Origin of the sequence: Kitasatospora sp. NPDC056731 (assembly GCF_040687675.1) — a bacterium.
In the GTDB taxonomy this organism is placed as follows: domain Bacteria; phylum Actinomycetota; class Actinomycetes; order Streptomycetales; family Streptomycetaceae; genus Kitasatospora.
This window is the reverse complement of the sequence record NZ_JBFBNR010000024.1, coordinates 24,637-45,665: the sequence shown is the minus strand read 5'-3', so window position 1 is coordinate 45,665 and position 21,029 is coordinate 24,637. Positions and strand designations below refer to the sequence as shown.

The window sequence follows — 21,029 nt, the reverse complement described above, 5'->3', positions numbered from 1 at the left end:
GCCGCGGGCCGCGGTCATACCCGGCCGGGCCCGGTCAGGCCTGGCCGGTCGTCGAGAGCGCCACCACCTTCGTCACCGAGCCGTCGTCCCCGACGACGTCGCGCAGGTGCCGGAAGCCCAGCCGTCGGGACATCGCCAGGCTCGGGGCGTTCTCCGCGCCCACCATGCCGTAGACCTCCTTGAGCCCCAACTCGTCGGCGGCGTACCGGATCAGGCCGCGGACCACCTCGGTGCCCAGGCCCCGGCCCCAGAACTCCGGGGCGAGGGCGGTGACCAGCTCGTGGCCGTCGACGTTCCCGGTCTTCTTCACCTCGGCGTGGCCCGCGTACCTCCCGTCCAGCCACAGGCCCCACACGTCGAAGAGCTGCTGCGGGTACACGTCGGTCAGGATCGCGCGGAACAGCGTGCGGATCTGCGGCTCGGGCACCAGGTCCTGGCCCATCCAGCTGCACACGTCAGCGTTGCGGAGGAGGGAGACGAAGGCGTCCTCGTCCTCGGCCCGGTAGGGGATGAACTCCAGGTGTTCGGTGCGCAGCGAAGGGGTCACGGTCAGCTCCTCGGGGTTGTCGTGGGACGGAAGTACTGCGGCCGGTCAGGATCCGGCGTTCTCCATGCGCTCGCGCAGGCTCCGCGGCCGCATGTCGGTCCACACCTCGTCGACGTAGGCGGTGCACTCCGCCTCGGTGCCCTCCTGGCCGACGGGCTGCCAGCCGGCGGGCACGTCGAGGTCGACCGGCCAGAGGGAGTACTGCTCCTCGTCGTTGCGCAGCACCTGGTAGCGGGTGTTCTCGTCCATGTCGTGCTCCTTCGTCGTTGTCGGGTTTCCGGCGGTGGTCATGCAGCGGTGGTCATGCAGCGGTGGTCTTTTCAGCGGCGGGTGGGCGGCCGTCACCGTCCTCCCCGGGCGTGCCGGGCGATGTGCCGCAGCGCCACGGCGAACTCCTCGGCCACCCGGCGCACGGTCGCCGTGTCGTGGAGGGCGGGGCGGTGGTGCCAGGTGAAGGCGAGGCGCCCGTGCTGCGCCGCGCCCACCACCTCCACCGGGTGCGAGCCGCCGTCGCGGGGGTCGTGGTCCTGCCCGAAGGAGCCGTGCTCGGCGCGGACCAGGCCGTCGCCGGCGGCCTCGGGCCGCGCGTCCCACTGGCCGAGGTAGTTGAAGACCACCTGGCCGTGCGCGCCGGCGGCGAGGCGCTCGCGGACCTCGGGCGGGCCGAAGGTGCGCAGGGCGCCGAAGCCCAGCCCGTTGCCCGGCACGGCGCGCAGCTGGCGGCGGATCGCCTTCACCAGGGCGCGCCAGTCGCGGTCCGGGCCGAGGTCCTCGGGGTCGGGGACGTGGAAGGTGACCGGGTGCATGGTGGTGAACCAACCGACCGTGCGGGACAGGTCCACGCCCTCCACGACGTCCTCCCGGCCGTGCCCCTCCAGGTCCAGCCGGATCCGCTCGTGGCCGGTCCAGCGGGCCAGTGCCAGGGCGAGGGCGGTCAGCAGCACGTCGTTGACGCGGGTGCGGTAGGCCGCCGGGGCCGCGCGCAGCAGTGCCTCGGTGTCCTCCTCGTCCAGTTCGACGGTGACCGTCGCGGTCTCGGCCGCATCGGGCTCGACGGCACCGGTCTCGGCCGGGCAGGGCTCGGCGGGTCGGCCGGGCAGCGCCTCGGCGGCGCTCACCGCCTCGTCCCAGTAGGGCAGTTCGTGATCCAGGCCGCCGTCGGCGACATGGGCCGCGAGCCGGAGCGCCCAGTCCCGGTAGGAGGTGCCGCGCTCCCCCAGCGTGATCGGCGTGCCCAGGGCGGCCTGCCGGTAGGCGCTCTCCAGGTCGTCGCGCAGCAGGCGCCAGGAGACGGCGTCGACGACCAGGTGGTGGGCGACCAGCAGCAGGAGCGCCGGGCGGTCCGGGGCGCCGGTGAACAGGGCCGCCCGCAGCAGCGGGCCCCGGGCCAGGTCGAAGCCGCCGTGCAGTTCGTCGGCCGCCTTGGCCATGGCCGCGTCGGCGGCCTCGGCGCTCTGCCCGGCCAGGTCGTACCGGACGAGGACGTCCTCGGCGGGGGCGGGCGGCGGGTTGAACTGGTGCCAGCCCGTCTCGTCGTGGGTGAAGCGCAGGCGCAGGGCGTCGTGGTGTTCGAGCAGGGCGTCCAGCGCGGCCCGCAGTGCCTGCGGGTCGGGGTCGGCGCCGAGTTCGAGCAGGGTCGACTGGTTGAAGTGGTGGTGGGCGGCGCGCGGGGTGGTCAGGAACCACTCCTGGATGGGGGTGAGCGGCACGTCCCCGGTGACCGGGCCGTCGTCCTCGCGGTCGGGGGCGGTGCGCACCACGGTGGCCAGTTCGGCCACCGTCTGGTGGGTGAACAGCTCCCGGGTGGCGAGGTAGAGGCCGTCCCGGCGCAGCCTGGACACCACCTGCATGCTGAGGATGGAGTCGCCGCCGAGCAGGAAGAAGTTGTCGTCGGCGCCGACCTCCTCGATGCCCAGGACGTCGGCCCAGATCCGGGCGATCCGGCGTTCGGTGTCGGTGCCCGGCTCCCGGCGCGGACCGGCCGCGGCCTGCGCGGGCCCGGGTTCGGGCAGGGCCCGGCGGTCGAGCTTGCCGTTCGGGGTGAGCGGCAGCCGTTCCAGCGGTACGAACACCGACGGGACGAGGTGCGGCGGCAGCAACCCGGCCAGGTGGGCGCGCAGTTCGGCGGCGGGCAGGCCCGCAGTGGCCCCGCCCTCGCCGTCGTCCTCCGGTGCGGCACCGCCCGGTGCGGCCCCGACCGCCGGGACGACGTAGGCGACCAGCCGGCCGGCCCCGGAGCCCGCGCCGCTCCCGGGGGCGTCGGCGCGTACGGTGACGACGGCGTCGCGCACCAGGGGGCTGCGGCGCAGCGCGCTCTCGATCTCGCCCGGTTCGATCCGGAAGCCGCGCAGCTTGATCTGGTCGTCGACGCGGCCGGCGAAGCGCAGTTCGCCGTCGGCGTCCCGGTGGGCGAGGTCGCCGGTGCGGTACATCCGCTCGCCCGGCGCGCCGAACGGGTCGGCGAGGAACCGCCCGGCCGTCAGTCCCGGGCGGCCGAGGTAGCCGCGGGCGAGGCCGGGGCCGGCCAGCCAGAGCTCTCCGGTCACGCCGGGCGGCACCGGCCGCAGGGCGGCGTCCAGGACGTAGCTGCGGGCGGCGCCGCCGGGGCGGCCGATCGCGGGTGCGCCGGTGCCGGGCGACAGCGGGCCCGTCCAGGTGGCGACCACGGTGGCCTCGGTGGGGCCGTAGGCGTTGATCATCCGGCGGCCGGGGGCCCAGGTGTCGACCAGGTCGGCCGGGCAGGCCTCCGCCCCGACGACCAGGGTGCGCAGGGCGGGCAGCGCCGCGGCCGTCTCCGGGTCCACGGTGGCCAGGGCCGCCGGGGGGATCAGGGCGTGGGTGATGCGCCGTTCGGCCAGGACCTCGGCCAGCCGCTCGCCGACGAGCGGCCCCTCCTCCCCCGTGACCAGGGTGGCCCCGCTGAGCAGGGAGACGCACAGCTCCAGGACGGAGGCGTCGAAGCTGGGCGAGGCGAACTGGAGCACCCTGGCCCCGGGGCCGGCGGTGTACTGCTCGGCGGCGGCCGCCGCGAAGGCGGCGAGTCCGGCGTGGGTCACCAGGACGCCCTTGGGCGTGCCGGTCGATCCGGAGGTGTAGATGACGTAGGCCGGGTGTCCGGGGGTGAGCGGGGTGGCGCGGTCGGCGTCGGTCGGCGCGGTGTCGCGGTCGGTGTCGGTGTCGCGGTCGGTGGCGCGGTCCGCGTCCGTGGGCGGGGTCTGCGGCCCGTCGGCGGACCACACCTCGGCCGGGTCGTCGAGCACCAGGTGGGCGCCCGCGTCGCGCACCATGAACTCCCGCCTGGGCGCCGGGTAGTCCGGGTCCACCGGGAGGAAGGCGCCGCCGGCCTTGGCCACGGCCAGCTGGGCCACCACCGCCGCCGCCGAGCGGGGCAGGGCGAGGGCGACCAGCCGCTCCGGCCCCACGCCGCGCCGGATGAGCCGGTGGGCCAGCCGGTTGGCCGCCCGCTCCACCTCGGCGTAGCTCAGCTCGCGGCCGCCGTCGAGCAGCGCCACCGCGTCGGGGTTGCGGGCGGCCTGGCGCTCGAAGAGTTCGGCCAGGGTCGCCTCGGGGACGGGGCGGAAGGTGCCGCGCGCCCGGTCGAGTTCGGCGGCCAGCTGGTCGCCACCGGCCAGCGGCAGCGCGCCGATGGCGCGATCCGGGTCCTCGGCGACGGCGGTCAGCAGGGTGGCGAGCTGGCCGGCCATCCGCTCGGCCGTGGCCGGGTCGAACAGGTCGGTGTTGTAGGTGATCAGGCCGTGCAGCGCGCCGGAGTCGGCCTCCGCGAACTCCAGCGCGAGGTCGAAGGCCGCCTGCGTGGTGTCGGTCTCGACGTCGGTCACGTGCAGGCCCGGGAGGTCGAGGTCGGCGGCCGGGGTGTTCTGGAGGACGACCAGGGCCTGGAAGAGCGGGCTGCGGCTGGTGTCGCGCACCGGCTGCACCTCGTCGACCACGCGCTCGAACGGCACGTCCTGGTGGGCGAAGGCGTCCCGGACGGTCTGCCGGACCTCTCCGAGGAAGTCGCCGAAGCGCTGCCCGGGCTCCACCCGCGAGCGCAGCACCAGGGTGTTGACGAAGAATCCGACGAGGCGCTGGGTCTCCGCCTGCTCGCGGCCGGAGGTGACGGTGCCGACGGCGATGTCCTGGTCGCCGCCGAGCCGGGCGAGGTAGGCCTGCGCGGCGGCGACCAGGGTGGTGAACAGGGTGGCGCCGCGCTCCCGGCCGACCCGGGCCAGTCGGCGGGCCGTGTCGGCGGGCAGTTCCAGGCGGGCGGTGGCCCCGCTGGTGGTGCGCACGGCGGGCCGGGGCCGGTCGGTGGGCAGGCGCAGCGTCGGGACGTCGGCCAACTGCTCCTTCCAGTAGGAGAGTTGGTCGGCACCGGCGGCGCCGACCGTGCGCTGCCAGTGCGCGTAGTCGGCGTACTGCACCGGCAGCGGCGCCAACCGGCTCTCCCCGGAGCCGAGTTCGGCGCGGTAGAGGTGGGCCAGATCGGTGAGCAGGACGGCGGTCGACCAGCCGTCGGTGACGATGTGGTGCAGGGTCAGGGCCAGCACGTGGTCGCCCTCTCCCAGCCGCACCAGGGCGGTGCGCAGCAGCGGTCCGCGGCGCAGGTCGAAGGGGCGGGCCCGCTCGGCGGCGAGCAGGCCGCGCAGGGCCGCCGCCCGCGGCTGCGCCGGCAGGCCGGACAGGTCGTGCAGCGGCAGCGGCACGTCCTGCGGCGGGTGGACGAGCTGGACGCCGTGGCCGTCGACGCTGTCGAAGGTGGTGCGCAGCGACTCGTGCCGGGCCGCGAGGGCGCACAGGGCCGCGCCGAGGGCGTCGGTGTCCAGGGCGCCGCGCAGGCGCAGCGCGAGCGCGGTGACGTACTCGGCGCCGCCGGGTGCGAACTCCTCCAGGAACCAAAGGCGTTGCTGGGCGTACGACATCGGCGCGGCGCCGTCGCGGGCGACCGGGAGGACGGGCGGGCGCCCCTCACCGCCCGGGCGGCCCTGCTCCTCGGTGAGCAGGCGGGCCAGGCCGGCCGGGGTGGGGTGGTCGAAGACGGCGCGGGGGGTGAGGTCGGCGCCGAAGGCCTCGGCCAGGCGGGCGGCGAGCCGGATGCTGAGGATGGAGTCGCCGCCCAGCTCGAAGAAGCCGTCCTCCACGCCGGGCGGCCGGATGCCCAGGACGTCGCCGAAGACCTCGGCGGTGCGGCGTTCGGCCTCGGTGCGCGGCTCGACCCGCGCGCGGCGTCCGCTCCCGTGCTCCTCGTCCGGCGCCGGGAGGGCCGCCCGGTCGACCTTGCCGTTGCGGCTCAGCGGGAGGGCGGCGAGCGGAACGAAGGCGGCGGGGACGAGGTAGTCGGGCAGTGCGCGGGCGGCGAAGGCCCGCAGGTCCCCGGGTTCGACGCCCGCCGGGCCGACCACGTAGGCCACCAGGCGCCGGGCGCCGGGCCGGTCCTCGCGGGTGACCACGGCGACGTCGGTGACCTGGGGGTGGCGGGCGAGTGCGGCCTCCACCTCGCCGGGTTCGACCCGGAAGCCGCGGATCTTCACCTGGTCGTCCGCGCGGCCCAGGAATTCGACGGTGCCGTCCGGGCGCCGCCTGGCCAGGTCGCCGGTGCGGTACATCCGGGCGCCGGGCGGGCCGGAGGGGTCGGCGAGGAAGCGGGCCGCGGTGTCGCCGGGCCGGCCCAGATAGCCGCGGGCCACGCCCTCGCCGGCCACGTACAGTTCGCCCGCGCAGCCCGGCGGGACGGGCCGCAGGCGCCGGTCGAGGACGTGGACGCGGCGGTCGTCCAGGGGGTGGCCGATCGGCAGGGTGTCGGGCACCGCCGCCGCCTCCGCGACGGCGTGGGCGGTGGCGAAGGTCGTGGTCTCGGTGGGCCCGTAGCCGTCCACCACGGTCAGCCCGGGGCAGGCCGCCAGGACGCGGCGCACCGCGGCGGCGGGCACCACGTCCCCGCCGGTCCACAGCGTGCGCAGGCCCGCGAAGCAGTCCGGCGCGTCCTGGGCGAGCAGCCGGAAGAGCCCGGCGGTGAGCCACAGCGCCGTCGGCCCGTCCGGTCCGGCGAGCCGCCGCAGCAGGGCGGCGTCCACCGGCCCGTCGGGGACGACGAGTACGCAGCCGCCGCCCAGCAGCGGCGCCCAGACCTCGAAGGTGGCGGCGTCGAAGGCGACCGGCGAGTGCAGCAGCACCCGGGCGCAGCGGCCGTCGGCGAAGCGGCTGTCGGTGGCGAGCGAGGCCACGTCGCGGTGCCGTACCGCCACCGCCTTGGGCACCCCGGTGGAGCCCGAGGTGAACATCACGTACGCCAGCCGGTCGGGGTCGGCGGGCAGCAGGGTCACTGCCACCGGCCCGGCCGCGCCGGTGCGCACGGCGGCTACCTGCTCGGCGGTGAGCCGCAGGGCGGCGCCGACCTGGTCGAGCAGGGCGCGGCGGCGCTCCTCGGGGGCCCGGAGGTCGACGGGCAGGTAGGCGCCGCCCGCCTTGAGGACGGCCAGCTGGGCGGCGACGAGTTCGGCGGAGCGGTCCATCAGCAGCGCCACCCGGCCTTCGGGGGCCAGGCCGTCGGCCAGCAGCCGGGCCGCCAGGCGGTCGGACCAGTCGTCGAGCTGGCGGTAGGTCAGTTCGCGGTCGCCGTCGCGCACGGCGGGCGCGCCGGGGGTGCGCCGGACCTGCTCGGCGAAGACCTGGAGCGGGCTGCGCGGCGCCGCCGGGCGGGCGGTGCCGTGCCAGGAGGCCAGCTGCTCCCGGTCGGCGGGGGTGAGCTGGTCCAGCTCGGCGAGGTCGCCGTCGAGGCCGTCGGCGAGGGCGGTGAGCAGCAGGACCAGCCGGTCGGCCGCGCCGTGGGCCGTCCGGTGGTCGAAGAGCGCGGGGTCGTAGGCCAGGTCGAAGCCGAGCCGCTCGGCCAGGTGGGCGCGCAGGCACCAGGGGAAGGTGGTGGCGTCGTCGGCGCGCACCTCGACCACCCGCACCCCGGTCCGGTCGGCGGCCGACTCGTCGACGGGGTAGTTCTCGAAGACCGCCATGCTGTCGAACAGCGGCTCCCCGGCGGGCAGGTCGCTCAGGGCCTGGACGCGCGGCAGGGCCAGGTGGTCGAAGCGGCGGCCGTCGCTCTGGCGTTCCTGGAGCTCCCGCAGCCAGGGCAGCACGCCGCCCGAGGGGATCGGGACCCTGGTCGGCACGGTGTTGATGAACAGGCCGATCATCGACTCGACGCCGGGCAGTTCGGCCGGGCGCCCGGACACGGTGGTGCCGAAGACCACGTCGTCGCCGCCGCTGTAGCGGGCCAGCAGCAGCGCCCAGGCGCCCTCCACCACGGTGTTGACGGTCAGTCCGGCAGCGGCGGCGTTCTCGCGCAGCCGGCGGGAGAGCGGCTCGTCCAGTTCGCGGTGGGCGGCGGCGCTGGAGCGGGCGCGGTGGGCCCGGGTCGGCGGGCGGTCGTACGGCAGCGGGGTCCGGCCGGTGAACCCGGCCAGCAGGCCGCGCCAGTGGGCCTCGGCCGCCTCCTCGTCCTGGTCGTGCAGCCAGCCCAGGAAGTCCGCGAACGGCCGTCGGACCGGCCGGGGCGCCTGCGGGCCGCCGGTCAGCGCGGCGTACTCCTCGCACACCTCGGTGAGCAGCTGCCCGGTGCTCCAGCCGTCCAGGATCAGGTGGTGGGTGGACCACAGCAGCAGGACCTCGTCGCCGGGCAGCGCGGCCAGGGTCAGCCGGGTGAGCGGCGCGGTGGCGAGGTCCATCCCGGCGGCGCGCTCCTCGGCGAGCAGCCGCTCCGTCCGGTCGGCGCGCTGCCCGGGCGTCAGGTCGCGCCAGTCGAGGTGGCGGACGGGCAGTGCGGCGTGCCGGGCGACCACCTGGACGGGGTGCGGCAGGCCGCGCCAGTGAACGCTGGAACGCAGGGCCGGGGTGCGGTCGGCGACCTGCTGCCAGGCCTCGGCGAAGGCCCGCGGGTCGGCGACGCCGGCCAGGCGCACCGCGATCCGGTCGACATAGGCGCCGTCGGCGTCGACGAGCCCGTGGAAGAGCATGCCGGACTGCAGCGGCGTCAGCGGCAGCACGTCGTCGGTCTCGCGCCCGTCGCCGACGAGCCGGTCCAGCCGGTCCTGGTCGAGGCCGGCGAGCGGGAAGTCCGACGGGGTGCGGCCGCCGGCGTCCGGGCGGGCGCAGTGCGCGGCCAGCCCGTGCAGCGCGGCGCCCATCTCCTCGGCGAGCCCGCGGACGGTCGCCTCGTCGTAGACGGCGGCGGGGTAGGTCCACGCCAGTTCGAGGCGGCCGTCCTGGACCGCGCCGGTGATGTCCAGCAGGTAGGGGCGGGGCTCGTCGGGGTCGGTGTCGCGACCGGCCGGGGGCAGCGCGCCGCGGACCAGGCCGTCGGCGCCGCCGCGGGTGTCCCACCGGCCGTGGTAGTTGAAGCCGATCTGCGGCGCCGCCGCGCCGGTCAGCGGGCCGCCGGGCCGCAGGTGGCACAGCGCGCCGTGGCTGAGTCCGCGCAGCGGGACGGCGCGCAGCTGCTCCTTGACCGAGCGCAGGGTGTCGTGCCACCCGGCGTCGGGGTCGACGCGCAGGGCGAGCGGGAACTCGGCGGTGAACCAGCCCACCGTCCGGGAGAGGTCCAGGTCCTCGAAGAGGTCCTCGCGGCCGTGCCCCTCCACTCCGACCAGCACGGTGTCCCGGCCGCACCAGCGGGCCAGGGTGCGGCCCAGGGCGCTGAGCAGGACGTCGTTGACCTGGGTGCGGTAGACCTCGGGGACGCGGCGCAGCAGCGCCTCGGTGGTCCGCTCGTCCAGCGTCACCTGGACGGTGGCGGCGGTGGCGTGGGTGTTGGGGGCGGGCGTGTTGGAGACGGGGGTGTTGGGGGCGGGGCGGCCGGCGGGCAGGTCGGCCGGGGCCGCGCCGGTGCGCGTCCAGTGGCCGAGGTCGCCGTCCAGGGCGCCGGCGCGGGTGTGCCGCTCCAGCCGGGTGGCCCAGCGGCCGTAGGACGTGCCGGTCGGCGGCAGGGCGACGGGGGCTCCGGCGCGGGCCGTGCGGTACGCCGCTTCGAGGTCGGCCAGCAGGATGCGCCAGGAGACGCCGTCCACGGCCAGGTGGTGGACGGTGAGGACGAGTTGGCCCGGCTGCCGGGGGCCGGGGTCGAAGAACAGGGCGCGCAGCACGCGGCCCTCGACGGGGTCGAGGGAGCGCTGGGCCTCGTCGGTGGCGCGCTGGACCTGCGCCTCCACGTCATGGCCGGTGAGGTCCGGGTGGCTGACGTCGTGCCGGGTGAAGACGCCGTCCACCCCCTGGGGAAGCACCTCCTGGCGCCAGCCGGCCTCGGTGCGGTGGAAGCGGGTGCGCAGGGCCGCGTGGTGCTCCACCAGGGCCAGCACCGCCCGGCGCAGGGCCGCCGGATCGGTGCCGGGGGCCAGTTCCAGGCGCTGGGTCATGGTGAAGCGCAGGGCGTCGCCGGGGCGGCGGCCGTCGAGGTACCAGTGCTGGATCGGGGTGAGCGGCGCCTCATCGGGCTCGGCTTCACCGCTTTCCTGGTGATCCGTCAGATCTCGTGCACACAGGGCGAGTTCGGCGATGTTCTGGTGACGGAAGACGTCCTTGGTGGTGAGGGCGAGCCCGGCGGCGCGGGCGCGGGAGACGATCTGGATGCTGAGGATGGAGTCGCCGCCGAGTGCGAAGAAGTTGTCCCGGGTGCCGACGCGCTCCGCGCCCAGCACCTCGGCCCAGATCGCGGCGAGCCGTTCCTCGGCACCGGGCCGCGGCGCGACGTACGGGGTGGTGCGGTCGGGCTGGGCGGGCGGCGCGGGCAGCGCGCGCCGGTCGGTCTTGCCGCCGGCCGTCCGGGGTATTCGGGCCAGCGGGACGAACGCGGCGGGCACCAGGTGGTCGGGCAGCGTCCGCCGCAGCCAGGTCCGCAGTTCCTCGGCGGTCGGCACGCGGCGGCCGGCGGGCACCGGGTAGCCGACGAGCACCGTACGGCCGGCGTGCTCGCGTGCGGCGACCGCGCAGTCGGCGACGTCCGGGTGGGCGAGCAGGGCGGCCTCCACCTCCCCGGGCTCGATCCGGAACCCGCGGACCTTGACCTGTTCGTCGGCCCGGCCCCGGAACTCCAGTTGCCCGTTCGCGTCCCAGCGGGCCAGGTCGCCGGTGCGGTACATCCGGGCCCCGGGCGGGCCGTAGGGGTCGGCGAGGAAGCGGGCGGCCGTCAGTCCGGGCCGGTTCAGGTAGCCACGGGCGACCTGGTCCCCCGCCAGGTACAGCTCCCCCGGCATGCCGGGCGGCACCGGCCGCAGGGCGCCGTCGAGCAGGTAGGCGCCCAGGTTGCGGCCGGGGCGGCCGATGACGGGGCGCTCGGGGTGGTCCGCGCACCGGGCGTAGGCGGCGTCGACGGTGCACTCGGTGGGCCCGTACATGTTGTAGGCGGTGACGCCGAGGTCCGCGTGCGCCGCGCACAGCTCCCGCCAGGTGGCGGCGGGGACGGCCTCGCCGCCGACCAGCAGCAGGCGCGGGTGGTGCGGGCCGGGGGCGAGCAGTCCGGCGGCGGTGAGTTCGCGCAGGAAGGAGGGGGTGACGTTGACCAGGTCCAGGCGGCGGTCGACGACCTGGGCGCAGAACGCCTGCGGGTCCAGCCGGACGTCCTCGTCGATGAGGTGGAGCTCCTGGCCCAGTGCGAGCAGCAGCGGGCCCTCCCAGCTGGTGTCGAAGGAGAAGGAGGCGCTGAGCGCGGCCCGCAGCCGCGTCCCGTCGGCGGTGTGCGGGGCGACCAGGCCTTCCTGGTGGTCGCGGCAGAGGTTGACCAGCTGGCGGTGTTCGACGACGACGCCCTTGGGGCGGCCGGTCGAGCCGGAGGTGTGGACGAGGTAGGCGGCGTGCTGCGGCAGCAGGGGGGCGGTCCGCTCGGCGTCGGTCAGGTCGTGGGCGGGCAGCGCCGCCCACGGCACCTCGCGCAGGGTCTGCCCGGTCAGCACCACCCGGGGCCGGGTGTCGTCGAGGAGGAGGGCGGCCCGCTCCTCGGGCAGGTCAGGGTCGACGAAGAGCAGGGCGGCGCCCGCCTTGAGCACCGCGAACAGCGCGACCAGCAGGTCCGAGGTGCGCGGCAGCCGGACCGCGACCACCTGTTCCGGGCCGGCGCCGAGGGCGGCGAGGTGGCGGGCGAGCCGGTTGGCCCGCGCGTTGAGGGCGGCGAAGTCGAGCGTGGCGTCCCGGGCGACCAGGGCGGTGGCGTCCGGGGTGCGGGCGGCCTGCGCCTCGAACAGGGCGGGGAAGGTGGTGTCCGGCGCGGGCAGCGGCGCGCCCCGCCCCTGCCGCAGCACCCGGCGGCGTTCGTCGGCCGTCATCAGCGGCAGCGCCCCGACGGCCGTCTCCGGCGCCTCGGCCACGGCCTCCAGCAGGGTGCCCAGCCGGCCGGCCAGGTGCTCGGCGGTCCGCGCGTCGAACAGCCCGGTGTTGTACTCCAGGTAGCCGGTCAGGCCGCCGTCGCGCTCGACGAAGTCGAAGGAGAGGTCGAAGGTGGCGCCGTGGACGGGCGGGGTGACCGGCTCCACCGTCAGGCCCGGCAGGTTCGGCACCTCGGCGCCGAGGTTGTGCAGGGCCACCATGACCTGGAAGAGCGGCGTGCGGCTGGTGTCGCGCTCCGGCTGGAGGGCGTCCACCAGCCGTTCGAAGGGCACCTCCTGGTGGGCGAGTGCCTCCAGGACGGTGCCGTGGGCGGCGGCCAGCAGTTCACGGAACGACAGCTCCGGCCGGACGGCGCCGCGCAGCACCAGGGTGTTGACGAACATGCCGACCACGTCGTGGAGTTCGCCCTGCTCGCGGCCCGAGGTGACGGTGCCGACCGCGATGTCCTGCTGCCCGGACCAGCGGGCGAGCAGGACCTGGCAGGCCGCCAGGAGGGTGGTGTAGAGGGTGCCGTCGACCTCCCGGCCCCGTTCGCGCAGCCGCGCGGTCAGCCCGGCGGGCAGGGTGAAGGCGACCAGCGCGCCGTCCCGGGTGCGCACGGCCGGGCGCGGCCGGTCGGTGGGCAGCTCCAGCGGGGTCAGGCCGTCCAGGGCCCGGCGCCAGTGGGCGAGGTCCGCCTCGGCGAGGTCGGTGCGCGCGCGCTGCCAGGACGCGTAGTCGGTGTAGCGCACGGGCAGCGCGGGCAGCCGTGGCGGGCGCCCCTCGCGGGCCGCCGCGTACAGCTCGCCCAGGTCACGGCCCAGGACGCCCATCGACCAGCCGTCGGTGGCGATGTGGTGCACGGCCAGCGCGAGCACGTGCTCGTCCGCGGCCGTCCGGACCAGCCGGGCCCGCAGCAGGGGCCCGGTGGCCAGGTCGAACGGGGTGGCGGCGATCCGCTCCAGCAGCGCGTCCAGGGCCGCCGGGGGCGCCCCGGCGAGGTCCTCGCACGGCAGCTCGACCGGCTGCGGCGGGCGCACCACCTGCCGGGCGCGGCCGTCCCGCTCGGCGAAGGTGGTCCGCAGCGCCTCGTGCCGGGCGACCAGGGCGTCCAGGGCGGTGCCCAGCGCGGCCCGGTCGAGCTCGCCGCGCAGGCGCAGCACGGAGAGCGAGGTGTACTCGGTGCTGCCCGGCTCGAACCGGTCGAGGAACCAGAGCCGCTGCTGGGCGTACGACAGCGGCGGCTCGGCCGCCGGGTCCGCGGCCGGGATGACCAGGGTCGACGGGTCGTCCGCCGCGCCCGGCTCGCCGGGCGAGCCAAGGGCCTCGGCCAGGTCCGCCAGCACCGGGTGGGTGAACAGCAGCCGGGGCGAGAGGTCCGCCGCCCCGAAGGCCGCGCGCAGCCGGGCGGTGACCCGGACGGCGAGGATGGAGTCGCCGCCCAGGGCGAAGAAGTCGTCCTCGGCGCCGATCTCCCCGGTGTCCAGGACCTCCGTCCAGGCCGCGGCGACCAGCCGCTCGGCACGGGTGCGGGGCGCGGTGCGCTGCCGGCCGGCGGCGAAGCCCGCCGGGCCGGGCACGGGCAGCGCGCGCCGGTCGAGCTTGCCGTTGGGGGTGAGCGGCAGGGCCGCCAGCGGGACGTACGCGGCGGGCACCAGGTAGGCGGGCAGCAGCCGTTCGAGGTGGGCGCGCAGGTCGGCGGCGGCCGGGGGGTGGGCCGCGCCCGGGCCGGCGACGACGTGGGCGACCAGCCGGCGGGTGCCGGAGGCGTCCTGGTACACGCCCACGGTGGCGGCGTCCACGCCCGGGTGGGTCTGGAGGGCGGCCTCGATCTCGCCGGGTTCGATCCGGTAGCCGCGGATCTTGACCTGCTGGTCGGCGCGGCCCAGGTAGCGCAGGGTGCCGTCGGGCTGGCGGCGCGCCCGGTCGCCGGTGCGGTACATCCGGGTGCCGGGGGCGCCGAAGGGGTCGGCGAGGAAGCGGGTGGCGGTCAGGCCGGGCCGGTTGAGGTAGCCGCGGGCCAGGCCCTCCCCCGCCACGTACAGCTCGCCCACGGCGCCCGGGGGCACCGGGGCCAGGTCGGCGTCGAGGACGTACAGCCGCAGGTCCGGGAGGCCGGTGCCGATCGGTGCGGGGCCGCCGGCGGCGGCGGTCGCGCGCTCCAGCGGGGCGTGGGTGACGTGCACGGTCGTCTCGGTGATGCCGTACATGTTCACCAGGCGCGGCGCGTCCTGCGGGTGGCGGTCGTACCAGTCGGCGAGGCGGCCGGCGTCCAGCGCCTCGCCGCCGAAGACCACCGTGCGCAGCGCCAGCCGGCGGGAGAGCTCGGGGTGTTCGGCGTCGGCGCGGGCCAGCGGGTGGAAGGCGGACGGGGTCTGGTTGAGGACGGTGACGCCTTCGTCCACGAGCAGCCGCAGGAAGTCCTCCGGGGAGCGGGCGGTGTCCTCGGGCACGACGACGAGCCGGCCGCCGTGCAGCAGCGGGCCCCACAGCTCCCAGACCGAGAAGTCGAAGGTGTAGGAGTGGAACAGCGTCCAGACGTCCTCGGCGCCGAAGCCGAACACGCCCCTGGTCTGCTCGAACAGCCGCACCACGTTGGCGTGCGGCACCACGACGCCCTTGGGGCGGCCGGTGGAGCCGGAGGTGAAGATGGCGTAGGCGGGGCTGTCGGGCAGCGGGCGGTGCCGGGCGGCGAGCGGGGCGGCCGGGCCCCGGGCCAGGTCGGCGCGCAGTTGCGGGTCGGCGAGGGAGAGGACGGGCACCCCGTGCTCGAAGCTCTCGGACGGCCCGCCGGGCACGTGGGTCACCAGGGCCACCGGGGCGGCGTCGCCCAGCAGTTGGGCCCGGCGTTCGGCGGGCAGGCCCGGGTCGAGCGGCAGGTAGGCCGCGCCCGTCTTGAGGACGGCGAGGACGGCCACGACCAGGTCGGCCGCGCGGGGCAGCGCGAGGGCCACGAACCGCTCGGGCCCGGCGCCGAGTTCGGCCAGCCGGTGGGCGAGCCGGCCGGCCCGCGCGTCCAGGGCGGCGTAGTCGAGGTGCTCGTCGCCGCAGGTGACGGCCTCGGCGTGCGGGGTGCGGGCGGCCTGCGCCTCGAAGAGGTCGACCAGGGTCCGGTCGGGGCGGCCGTGCGCGGTGCCGTTCCACTCGGTCAGTTGCCGCCGCTCCTGCGCGGTCGTCCACTCCAGGGCGCGCAGCGGCCGGTCCAGTCCGGCGGCCAGGTCGGTGAGCAGCAGGCAGAGCCGCTCGGCGAGGGTGCGGACCGTCGCGGCGTCGAACAGCTCCGGGTCGTAGGCGAGGTCGAAGCCGAAGTGCCCGCCCTGGTAGGCGCGCAGGACGAGCGGGTAGTTGGTGGCGTCCCGGGAGGTGACCTCCACCAGGCGCACCCCGCTGCCGGCCGTGCGGGCGTCGTCGAAGGGGTAGTTCTCGAAGGCGACGATGCTGTCGAACAGCGTGCCGCCGGACGGCACGCCGCTGAAGGCGGTGAGTTCGGCGAGGGAGACCGCGGCGTGGCGCCGGGCCTCGGCCTGGGCCTCCTGGAGCTCGCGCAGCCAGTCGGCGGCGGTGCGGCCGCCGTCGACCAGGACCCTGGTGGGCAGGGTGTTGATGAACATGCCGATCATCGACTCGACGCCGGGCAGTTCGTCGGGGCGTCCGGAGACGGTCGTCCCGAACAGCACGTCCGGCTCGCCGCTGTACCGGGAGAGCAGCAGGGCCCAGGCGCCCTGCACCACGGTGCCGAGGGTGAGCCCGGCCTGCCGGGCGGTGCGGGCCAGCCGCTCGGAGGCCTCCGGCGACAGGCCGGCGGTGTGCGCGAGCGCCGAGCGGGCCCGGTGGGCCTCGCGCCGGGCGCGGTCGGCGGGCAGCGGGGTGGCGGTGGCGAAGCCGTCCAGGACGCCCCGCCAGTGCGCGCGGGCGGCCGCGGCGTCCTGACCGGCCAGCCAGTGCACGTAGTCGGCGAAGGGCCGGCGCACCGCCGGTGCCGGCACGCCTCCGGTGGTGAGGGCCGCGTACTCCTCGAACACGTCGGTGAGCACCTGGGCCAGGCTCCAGCCGTCCAGGATCAGGTGGTGGGAGGTCCACAGCAGGTGCAGGCGGGCCTCGGGCAGCCGGACCAGGGTGAGCCGGGTGAGCGGCGCCGTGGCGAGGTCCAGCCCGTGGGCGAGGTCGTCCGCGCGCAGCCGGGCCAGCCGGTCGGCGCGCTCGCCCGGGTCGACCGCCCGCAGGTCCAGGTGGGTCACCGGCAGCCGGACGCCGCGGCGCACGACCTGGAGGGGGGCGGGGACGCCCTCCCACACCACCGAGGTGCGCAGTGCGGGCGTGCGGTCGGCGACCCGCTGCCAGGCCAGGGCGAAGGCGTACGGGTCGCCCACGCCCTCCAGCAGCAGGCCGGCCTGGTCCACGTAGACGTCGTCGGGGCCGCCGACCAGGCGGTGGAAGAGCATGCCTTCCTGGAGCGGGGTGAGCGGCAGCAGGTCCTCGACGTCCCGCCCGGCGCCGGCGATCCGGTCCACCCCGGCCTGGTCCAGTCCGGCCAGCGGGTAGTCGGAGGGGGTGCGGCCGCCGGCGTCGGGGCGGGCGCAGTGCTCGACGATGCCGGTCAGTGCCGCGGCCGTGGCCTGCGCCAGTGCGCGGACGGTGGCCATCTCGTGCGCCTGGTCGCTGTAGTGCCAGGTGAGCTCCAGTTCGCCGTCGGCGACGACGGCGGAGACGTCGAGCAGGTGGTCCAGGGGTTCGTCGGGGGCGAGCTCCCGGCCCGGTGCCTGGCCGGCGGGCGCGAAGTCGCCGGTCCCGGGGGCGGTCCACTGGCCGTGGTAGGTGAAGCAGACCTGCGGCAGCGGACGGCCCTTCAGGGCGCCGGCGGCGGGCGGGCCGAGCCGGGCCAGGGCCTCGTAGCTCAGGCCCCGGCGGGGTACGGCGCGCAGCTGCTCCTTGACCTGCTTGAGGGTGGCGGCCCAGTCCGGGGCGCCGGCCGGGCCGGCCGGGGCGAGGGTGACGGGGTACTGGGTGGTGAACCAGCCGACCGTCCGGGAGAGGTCCACGCCGTCGACGAGCTCCTCGCGGCCGTGGCCCTCCAGGGCGATGGTCACCCGCTCGGTGCCCGTCCAGTCGGCGAGGGCCCGGCCCAGCGCGCTGAGCAGCACGTCGTTGACCTGGGTCCGGTAGGCCTCGGGGACGCTGCGCAGCAGGGCCTCGGTGGTGGCGCGGTCGAGCCGGGTGCGCAGGGTGCGCACGGAGCCGGCCGTGGGGGTGCCGGGGTGGTCGACGGGCAGCGGGGCGGCCGGGGCCCTGGTCTCGGCGCTCCAGTAGGGCAGGTCGTCGTCGAGGCCTCCGGCCCGGACCAGTTCGGCGAGGTGGTGGGCCCAGTCGGTGAACGGGGTGGGCTCGGGCTCCAGGTGCGGGGCGTCCCCGGCCGCCGCCTGCCGGTAGGCCTGTTCCAGGTCGGCGAGCAGCACCCGCCAGGAGACGCCGTCGACGGCCAGGTGGTGGGCGGTCAGGACGAGTTGGGGCCGGGCGTCGCCGCGTGAACGGAACAGGACGGCGCGCAGCAGGGTGCCGGTGGCCGGGTCCAGGGCGGCGCGGGCGGCGTCGGCGGCCTCGGCCCGGGCGGCTTCAAAGCCAGTGCCGGCGCCCGGAGCGGGCGGGTCGAGTCTGGCCAGCAGCCCGGCGCCCGAGTCCGCGACCGGCTCCTGGCGCCAGGTGCCCCCGGCGCGGGTGAAGCGGGTGCGCAGCGCCGGGTGGGCGGCCAGGACCGCCCGCAGCGCCTGGTCCAGGGCCGGCTCGTCGAGGTCGCGCGGCAGGTCGAGCAGCATCGACATGGTGAAGTGGCGCAGCGGGCCGTGGGCGGCGAAGAACCACTCCTGGACCGGGGTGAGCGGGGCCGGCCCGTCCGCGCGGCTCGGCCGGGGGGCCGGGGCGGCGGCCGGGCGGGCGGCGGCGACCAGGTCGGCGACGGTCTGGTGGCGGAAGACGTCCTGGGAGCCGATCCGCAGGCCGGCGGCGCGGGCCCGGGAGACGGCCTGGATGCTCAGGATCGAGTCGCCGCCGAGCTCGAAGAAGTTGTCGGTGACGCCGACCCGCGCCACGCCCAGCACCTCGGCCCAGATCCCGGCGAGGGTCTCCTCCTCGGGGGTGCGCGGGGCGACGAACTCCCCTTCCCGCCCTTCGCCTTCGGGGTCGGGGGCGGGCAGTGCGCGGCGGTCCAGCTTCCCGCTGGTGGTGAGCGGCAGGGTGTCGAGCGCGGTGAACGAGGACGGCACCAGGTGGTCGGGCAGCACCCGCCGCAGGGCGGCGCGCAGGTCGGCGGACGGGCGGGCCGCGCCGTCGGCGTAGACCAGGTAGGCCGCCAGCCGGGTGTGGCCGCGCGCGTCGGGCACGGCGGCGACGGCGGCCGCGGCGACCTGCGGCAGGTCGAGCAGCGCCGCCTCGATCTCGCCGGGTTCGATCCGGTGGCCGCGCACCTTGACCTGGTCGTCGGCGCGCCCGAGGTACTCCAGGCTCCCGTCGGCCGTCCAGCGGGCCAGGTCGCCGGTGCGGTACATCCGGGCGCCGGGCGGCCCGTACGGGTCGGCGGTGAAGCGGGCGGCGGTCAGCCCCGGGCGGCCGGCGTAGCCGCGGGCGACCTGCTCGCCGGCGAGGTGGAGTTCGCCGCTCACCCCGGGCGGCACCGGCTGGAGCCGGTCGTCGAGGACGTAGGCGCGCAGGTTGGGCAGCGGGCGGCCCACCAGCGGCCGGTCACCGCCCGCGATGCGGCAGGCGAGCGCGTCGACGGTGCACTCGGTGGGGCCGTAGTAGTTGTAGGCGGCGACGTCCGGGTGCCCGGCGAGTTCGCGCCAGAGCCGGGGCCCGACGGCCTCGCCGCCGAGCATCAGCACCCGGGGGCGGTGGCGCGGGTCGTCGAGCAGCCCGGCGGGCAGCAGTTGGCGCAGGTAGGAGGGCGTCAGGTCGAGGAAGTCGACGCGGTGGCGCACGACGTACTCGACCAGGGCCGCCGGGTCCATCCGGGTGGTCTCGTCGACCAGGTGCAGCGGGTGGCCGTCGGCCATCAGCAGCACGCCCTCCAGGGAGGTGTCGAAGGAGAACGAGGCGGTCAGCGCCACGCGCAGCGGCCCGCCGCCCGCGTCGGCGACGAAGCCGGCCCGGTGGGCGGCGAGCAGGTTCACCACCGCGCGGTGCGGGACGGCGACGCCCTTGGGGCGGCCGGTGGAGCCGGAGGTGTAGAGCACGTACGCGGTGTTGGCGGGGTGCAGCGGGGCCGTCCGGTCGGCGTCGCCGGGGTCGGTGTCCGGGCCGGTGTCGGGCATTGCCCGGAGCGCCTGCTCGTCCAGGACCAGGGCCGGGCGGGCGTCGTCGAGCAGGTAGCGCAGGCGCTCGGCCGGCAGGGCCGGGTCCAGGGGCAGGTAGCCGGCGCCGGCCTTCCAGACGGCGAGGATCGCCACGATCATGTCGGCGGTGCGCGGCAGCCGCAGTGCGACCAGCCGTTCGGGGCCGGCGCCGCGGGCGATGAGCTGGTGGGCGAGCCGGTTGGCGCGGGTGTTGAGCGTCGCGTAGTCGAGCCGCTCGGCTCCGGCGACCAGGGCCGGGGCGTGCGGGGTCAGGGCGGCCCTGCGCTCGAACAGCTCGGGGTAGCCGGTGTCCTCGACGGGCAGCGCGGTGGCGTTCCAGTCCCGGGTGACCTGCCGGGTCTCCCGGGGCGAGAGCAGCGGCAGGCTGCCGAGCGGGCGGTCGGGTTCGGCGGCGGCGCCGGCCAGCAGCAGCAGGAGCTGGTCGGCCATCCGGCGGGCGGTGGGCGCGTCGAAGAGGTCGGCGCGGTACTCCAGCAGGCCGGTGAGCGCCTCGCCGTCCGGGACGAACTCGACGCTGAGGTCGAAGGTGGCGGCCTGCCGGGGCACGGCGACCGGGGCGGCTGCCGGCCCGTACGGGGTGGTGGCCTCGGGCGGCGCGGGGTGCAGCAGGACCAGCACGTCGAACAGCGGGTTGCGGCCCGCCTGGCGGGGTGCGCCGACCGCCTCGACGAGCCGTTCGAAGGGCGTGTCGCCGTGCGCGAGCGCGTCGTTGCCGGTCTCGGTGGCGGCCGCGAGGAGGTCGCGGAAGGATCCGGCGGGCTCCACCCGGGTGCGCAGGACGACGGTGTTGACGAAGCAGCCGACGGCCCGTTCCAGCTCGGTGCGGGAGCGCCCGGGCGTCAGGGAGCCGACGGTGACGTCCTGCTGGCCGGACCAGCGGGCCAGCAGCGCCTGGGTGGCGGCGACCAGGGCGGTGTGCAGGGTGCCGTGCCGCTCGGCCGCGAGCTCGCGCAGCCGGGCGGTGAGCGGCGCGGGGACGGTGAAGGCGTGGACGGCGCCGGGGCCGGCCTCCTCGCCGCGCCGCGGGTGGTCCAGCGGCAGCTCCGGCGGCACCGCACCGGCCAGTTTCGCCTTCCAGTGGGCCAGTTGGCCTTCCAGCCGGGCGCCGGAGAGCTGCTCGCGCTGCCACACCGCGAAGTCCGGGTACTGGACGGCCACCGGGGGCAGGTCCGGGGCGGCGCCGCGGGCCAGGGCCTCGTAGCCGGTGCACAGCTCGTCCAGGACGACGCCCATCGACCAGCCGTCGGTGACGATGTGGTGCGCCGTCACTTGCAGGACGTGCGAGCGGTCCGACTCGCGCACCAGCAGGGCGCGCAGCAGCGGCCCCTGCCGGAGGTCGAAGGGGCGGGAGTACTCCTGGAGCAGGATCGCGTCGAGGGTTTCCCCGTCGGCCGGCTCCCGGACGGGCAGCGGCACCGGACCGGCCGGCCGCACGGTCTGCACCGGGCGGCCGTCGGCCTCGTCGAAGGTGGTCCGCAGCCCCTCGTGGCGGGCCACGACGGCGGCCAGCGCCCCGGCGAGCGCCGCGCGGTCCAGCGGGCCGGTGAACCGTACGGCGACCGCGCTGTTGTAGCGGGGGTCGCCGGGGCGCAGCCGGTCCAGGAACCACAGGCGCTGCTGGACGAAGGAGGGCGGCAGCGGTCGGCTGCGGTCGGCGGGCGGGATGGACCGGTCGGCGGCGGCCCGGGCGCCGCCGGAGCGCCCGGCCAGCCGCAGGCGCAGCGCTTCGCGCAGGTCGGCGGGCAGGGCCTCGGCGCGGTCTCGCTTCGAAGGCGTCATGGTCGTCGGATCCTCAC

At 76.9% G+C, this 21,029-nt stretch carries 3 protein-coding genes; all 3 read right to left on the bottom strand.

Translation table 11 applies throughout. The annotated features are described in order from the left end of the window. Positions 1 to 34: 34 nt before the first annotated feature. The 3 genes from AB0R04_RS23975 to AB0R04_RS23965 all read right to left on the bottom strand — a co-directional run bounded on the left by AB0R04_RS23975 (position 35) and on the right by AB0R04_RS23965 (position 21,012). The gene (locus AB0R04_RS23975; protein WP_363374450.1) at positions 35 to 547 is read right to left on the bottom strand and encodes a GNAT family N-acetyltransferase; all 513 of its coding nucleotides are present in this window, start codon (positions 545 to 547) and stop codon (positions 35 to 37) included. 45 nt (positions 548 to 592) lie between these two features. Continuing rightward, on the bottom strand, positions 593 to 796 hold the full coding sequence (locus tag AB0R04_RS23970; protein ID WP_063350451.1) for an MbtH family NRPS accessory protein: 204 nt from the start codon (positions 794 to 796) through the stop codon (positions 593 to 595). Positions 797 to 888: 92 nt separating this feature from the next. Further along, the gene (locus AB0R04_RS23965) at positions 889 to 21,012 is read right to left on the bottom strand and encodes a non-ribosomal peptide synthase/polyketide synthase (RefSeq protein ID WP_363374447.1); all 20,124 of its coding nucleotides are present in this window, start codon (positions 21,010 to 21,012) and stop codon (positions 889 to 891) included. Positions 21,013 to 21,029 lie beyond the last annotated feature (17 nt).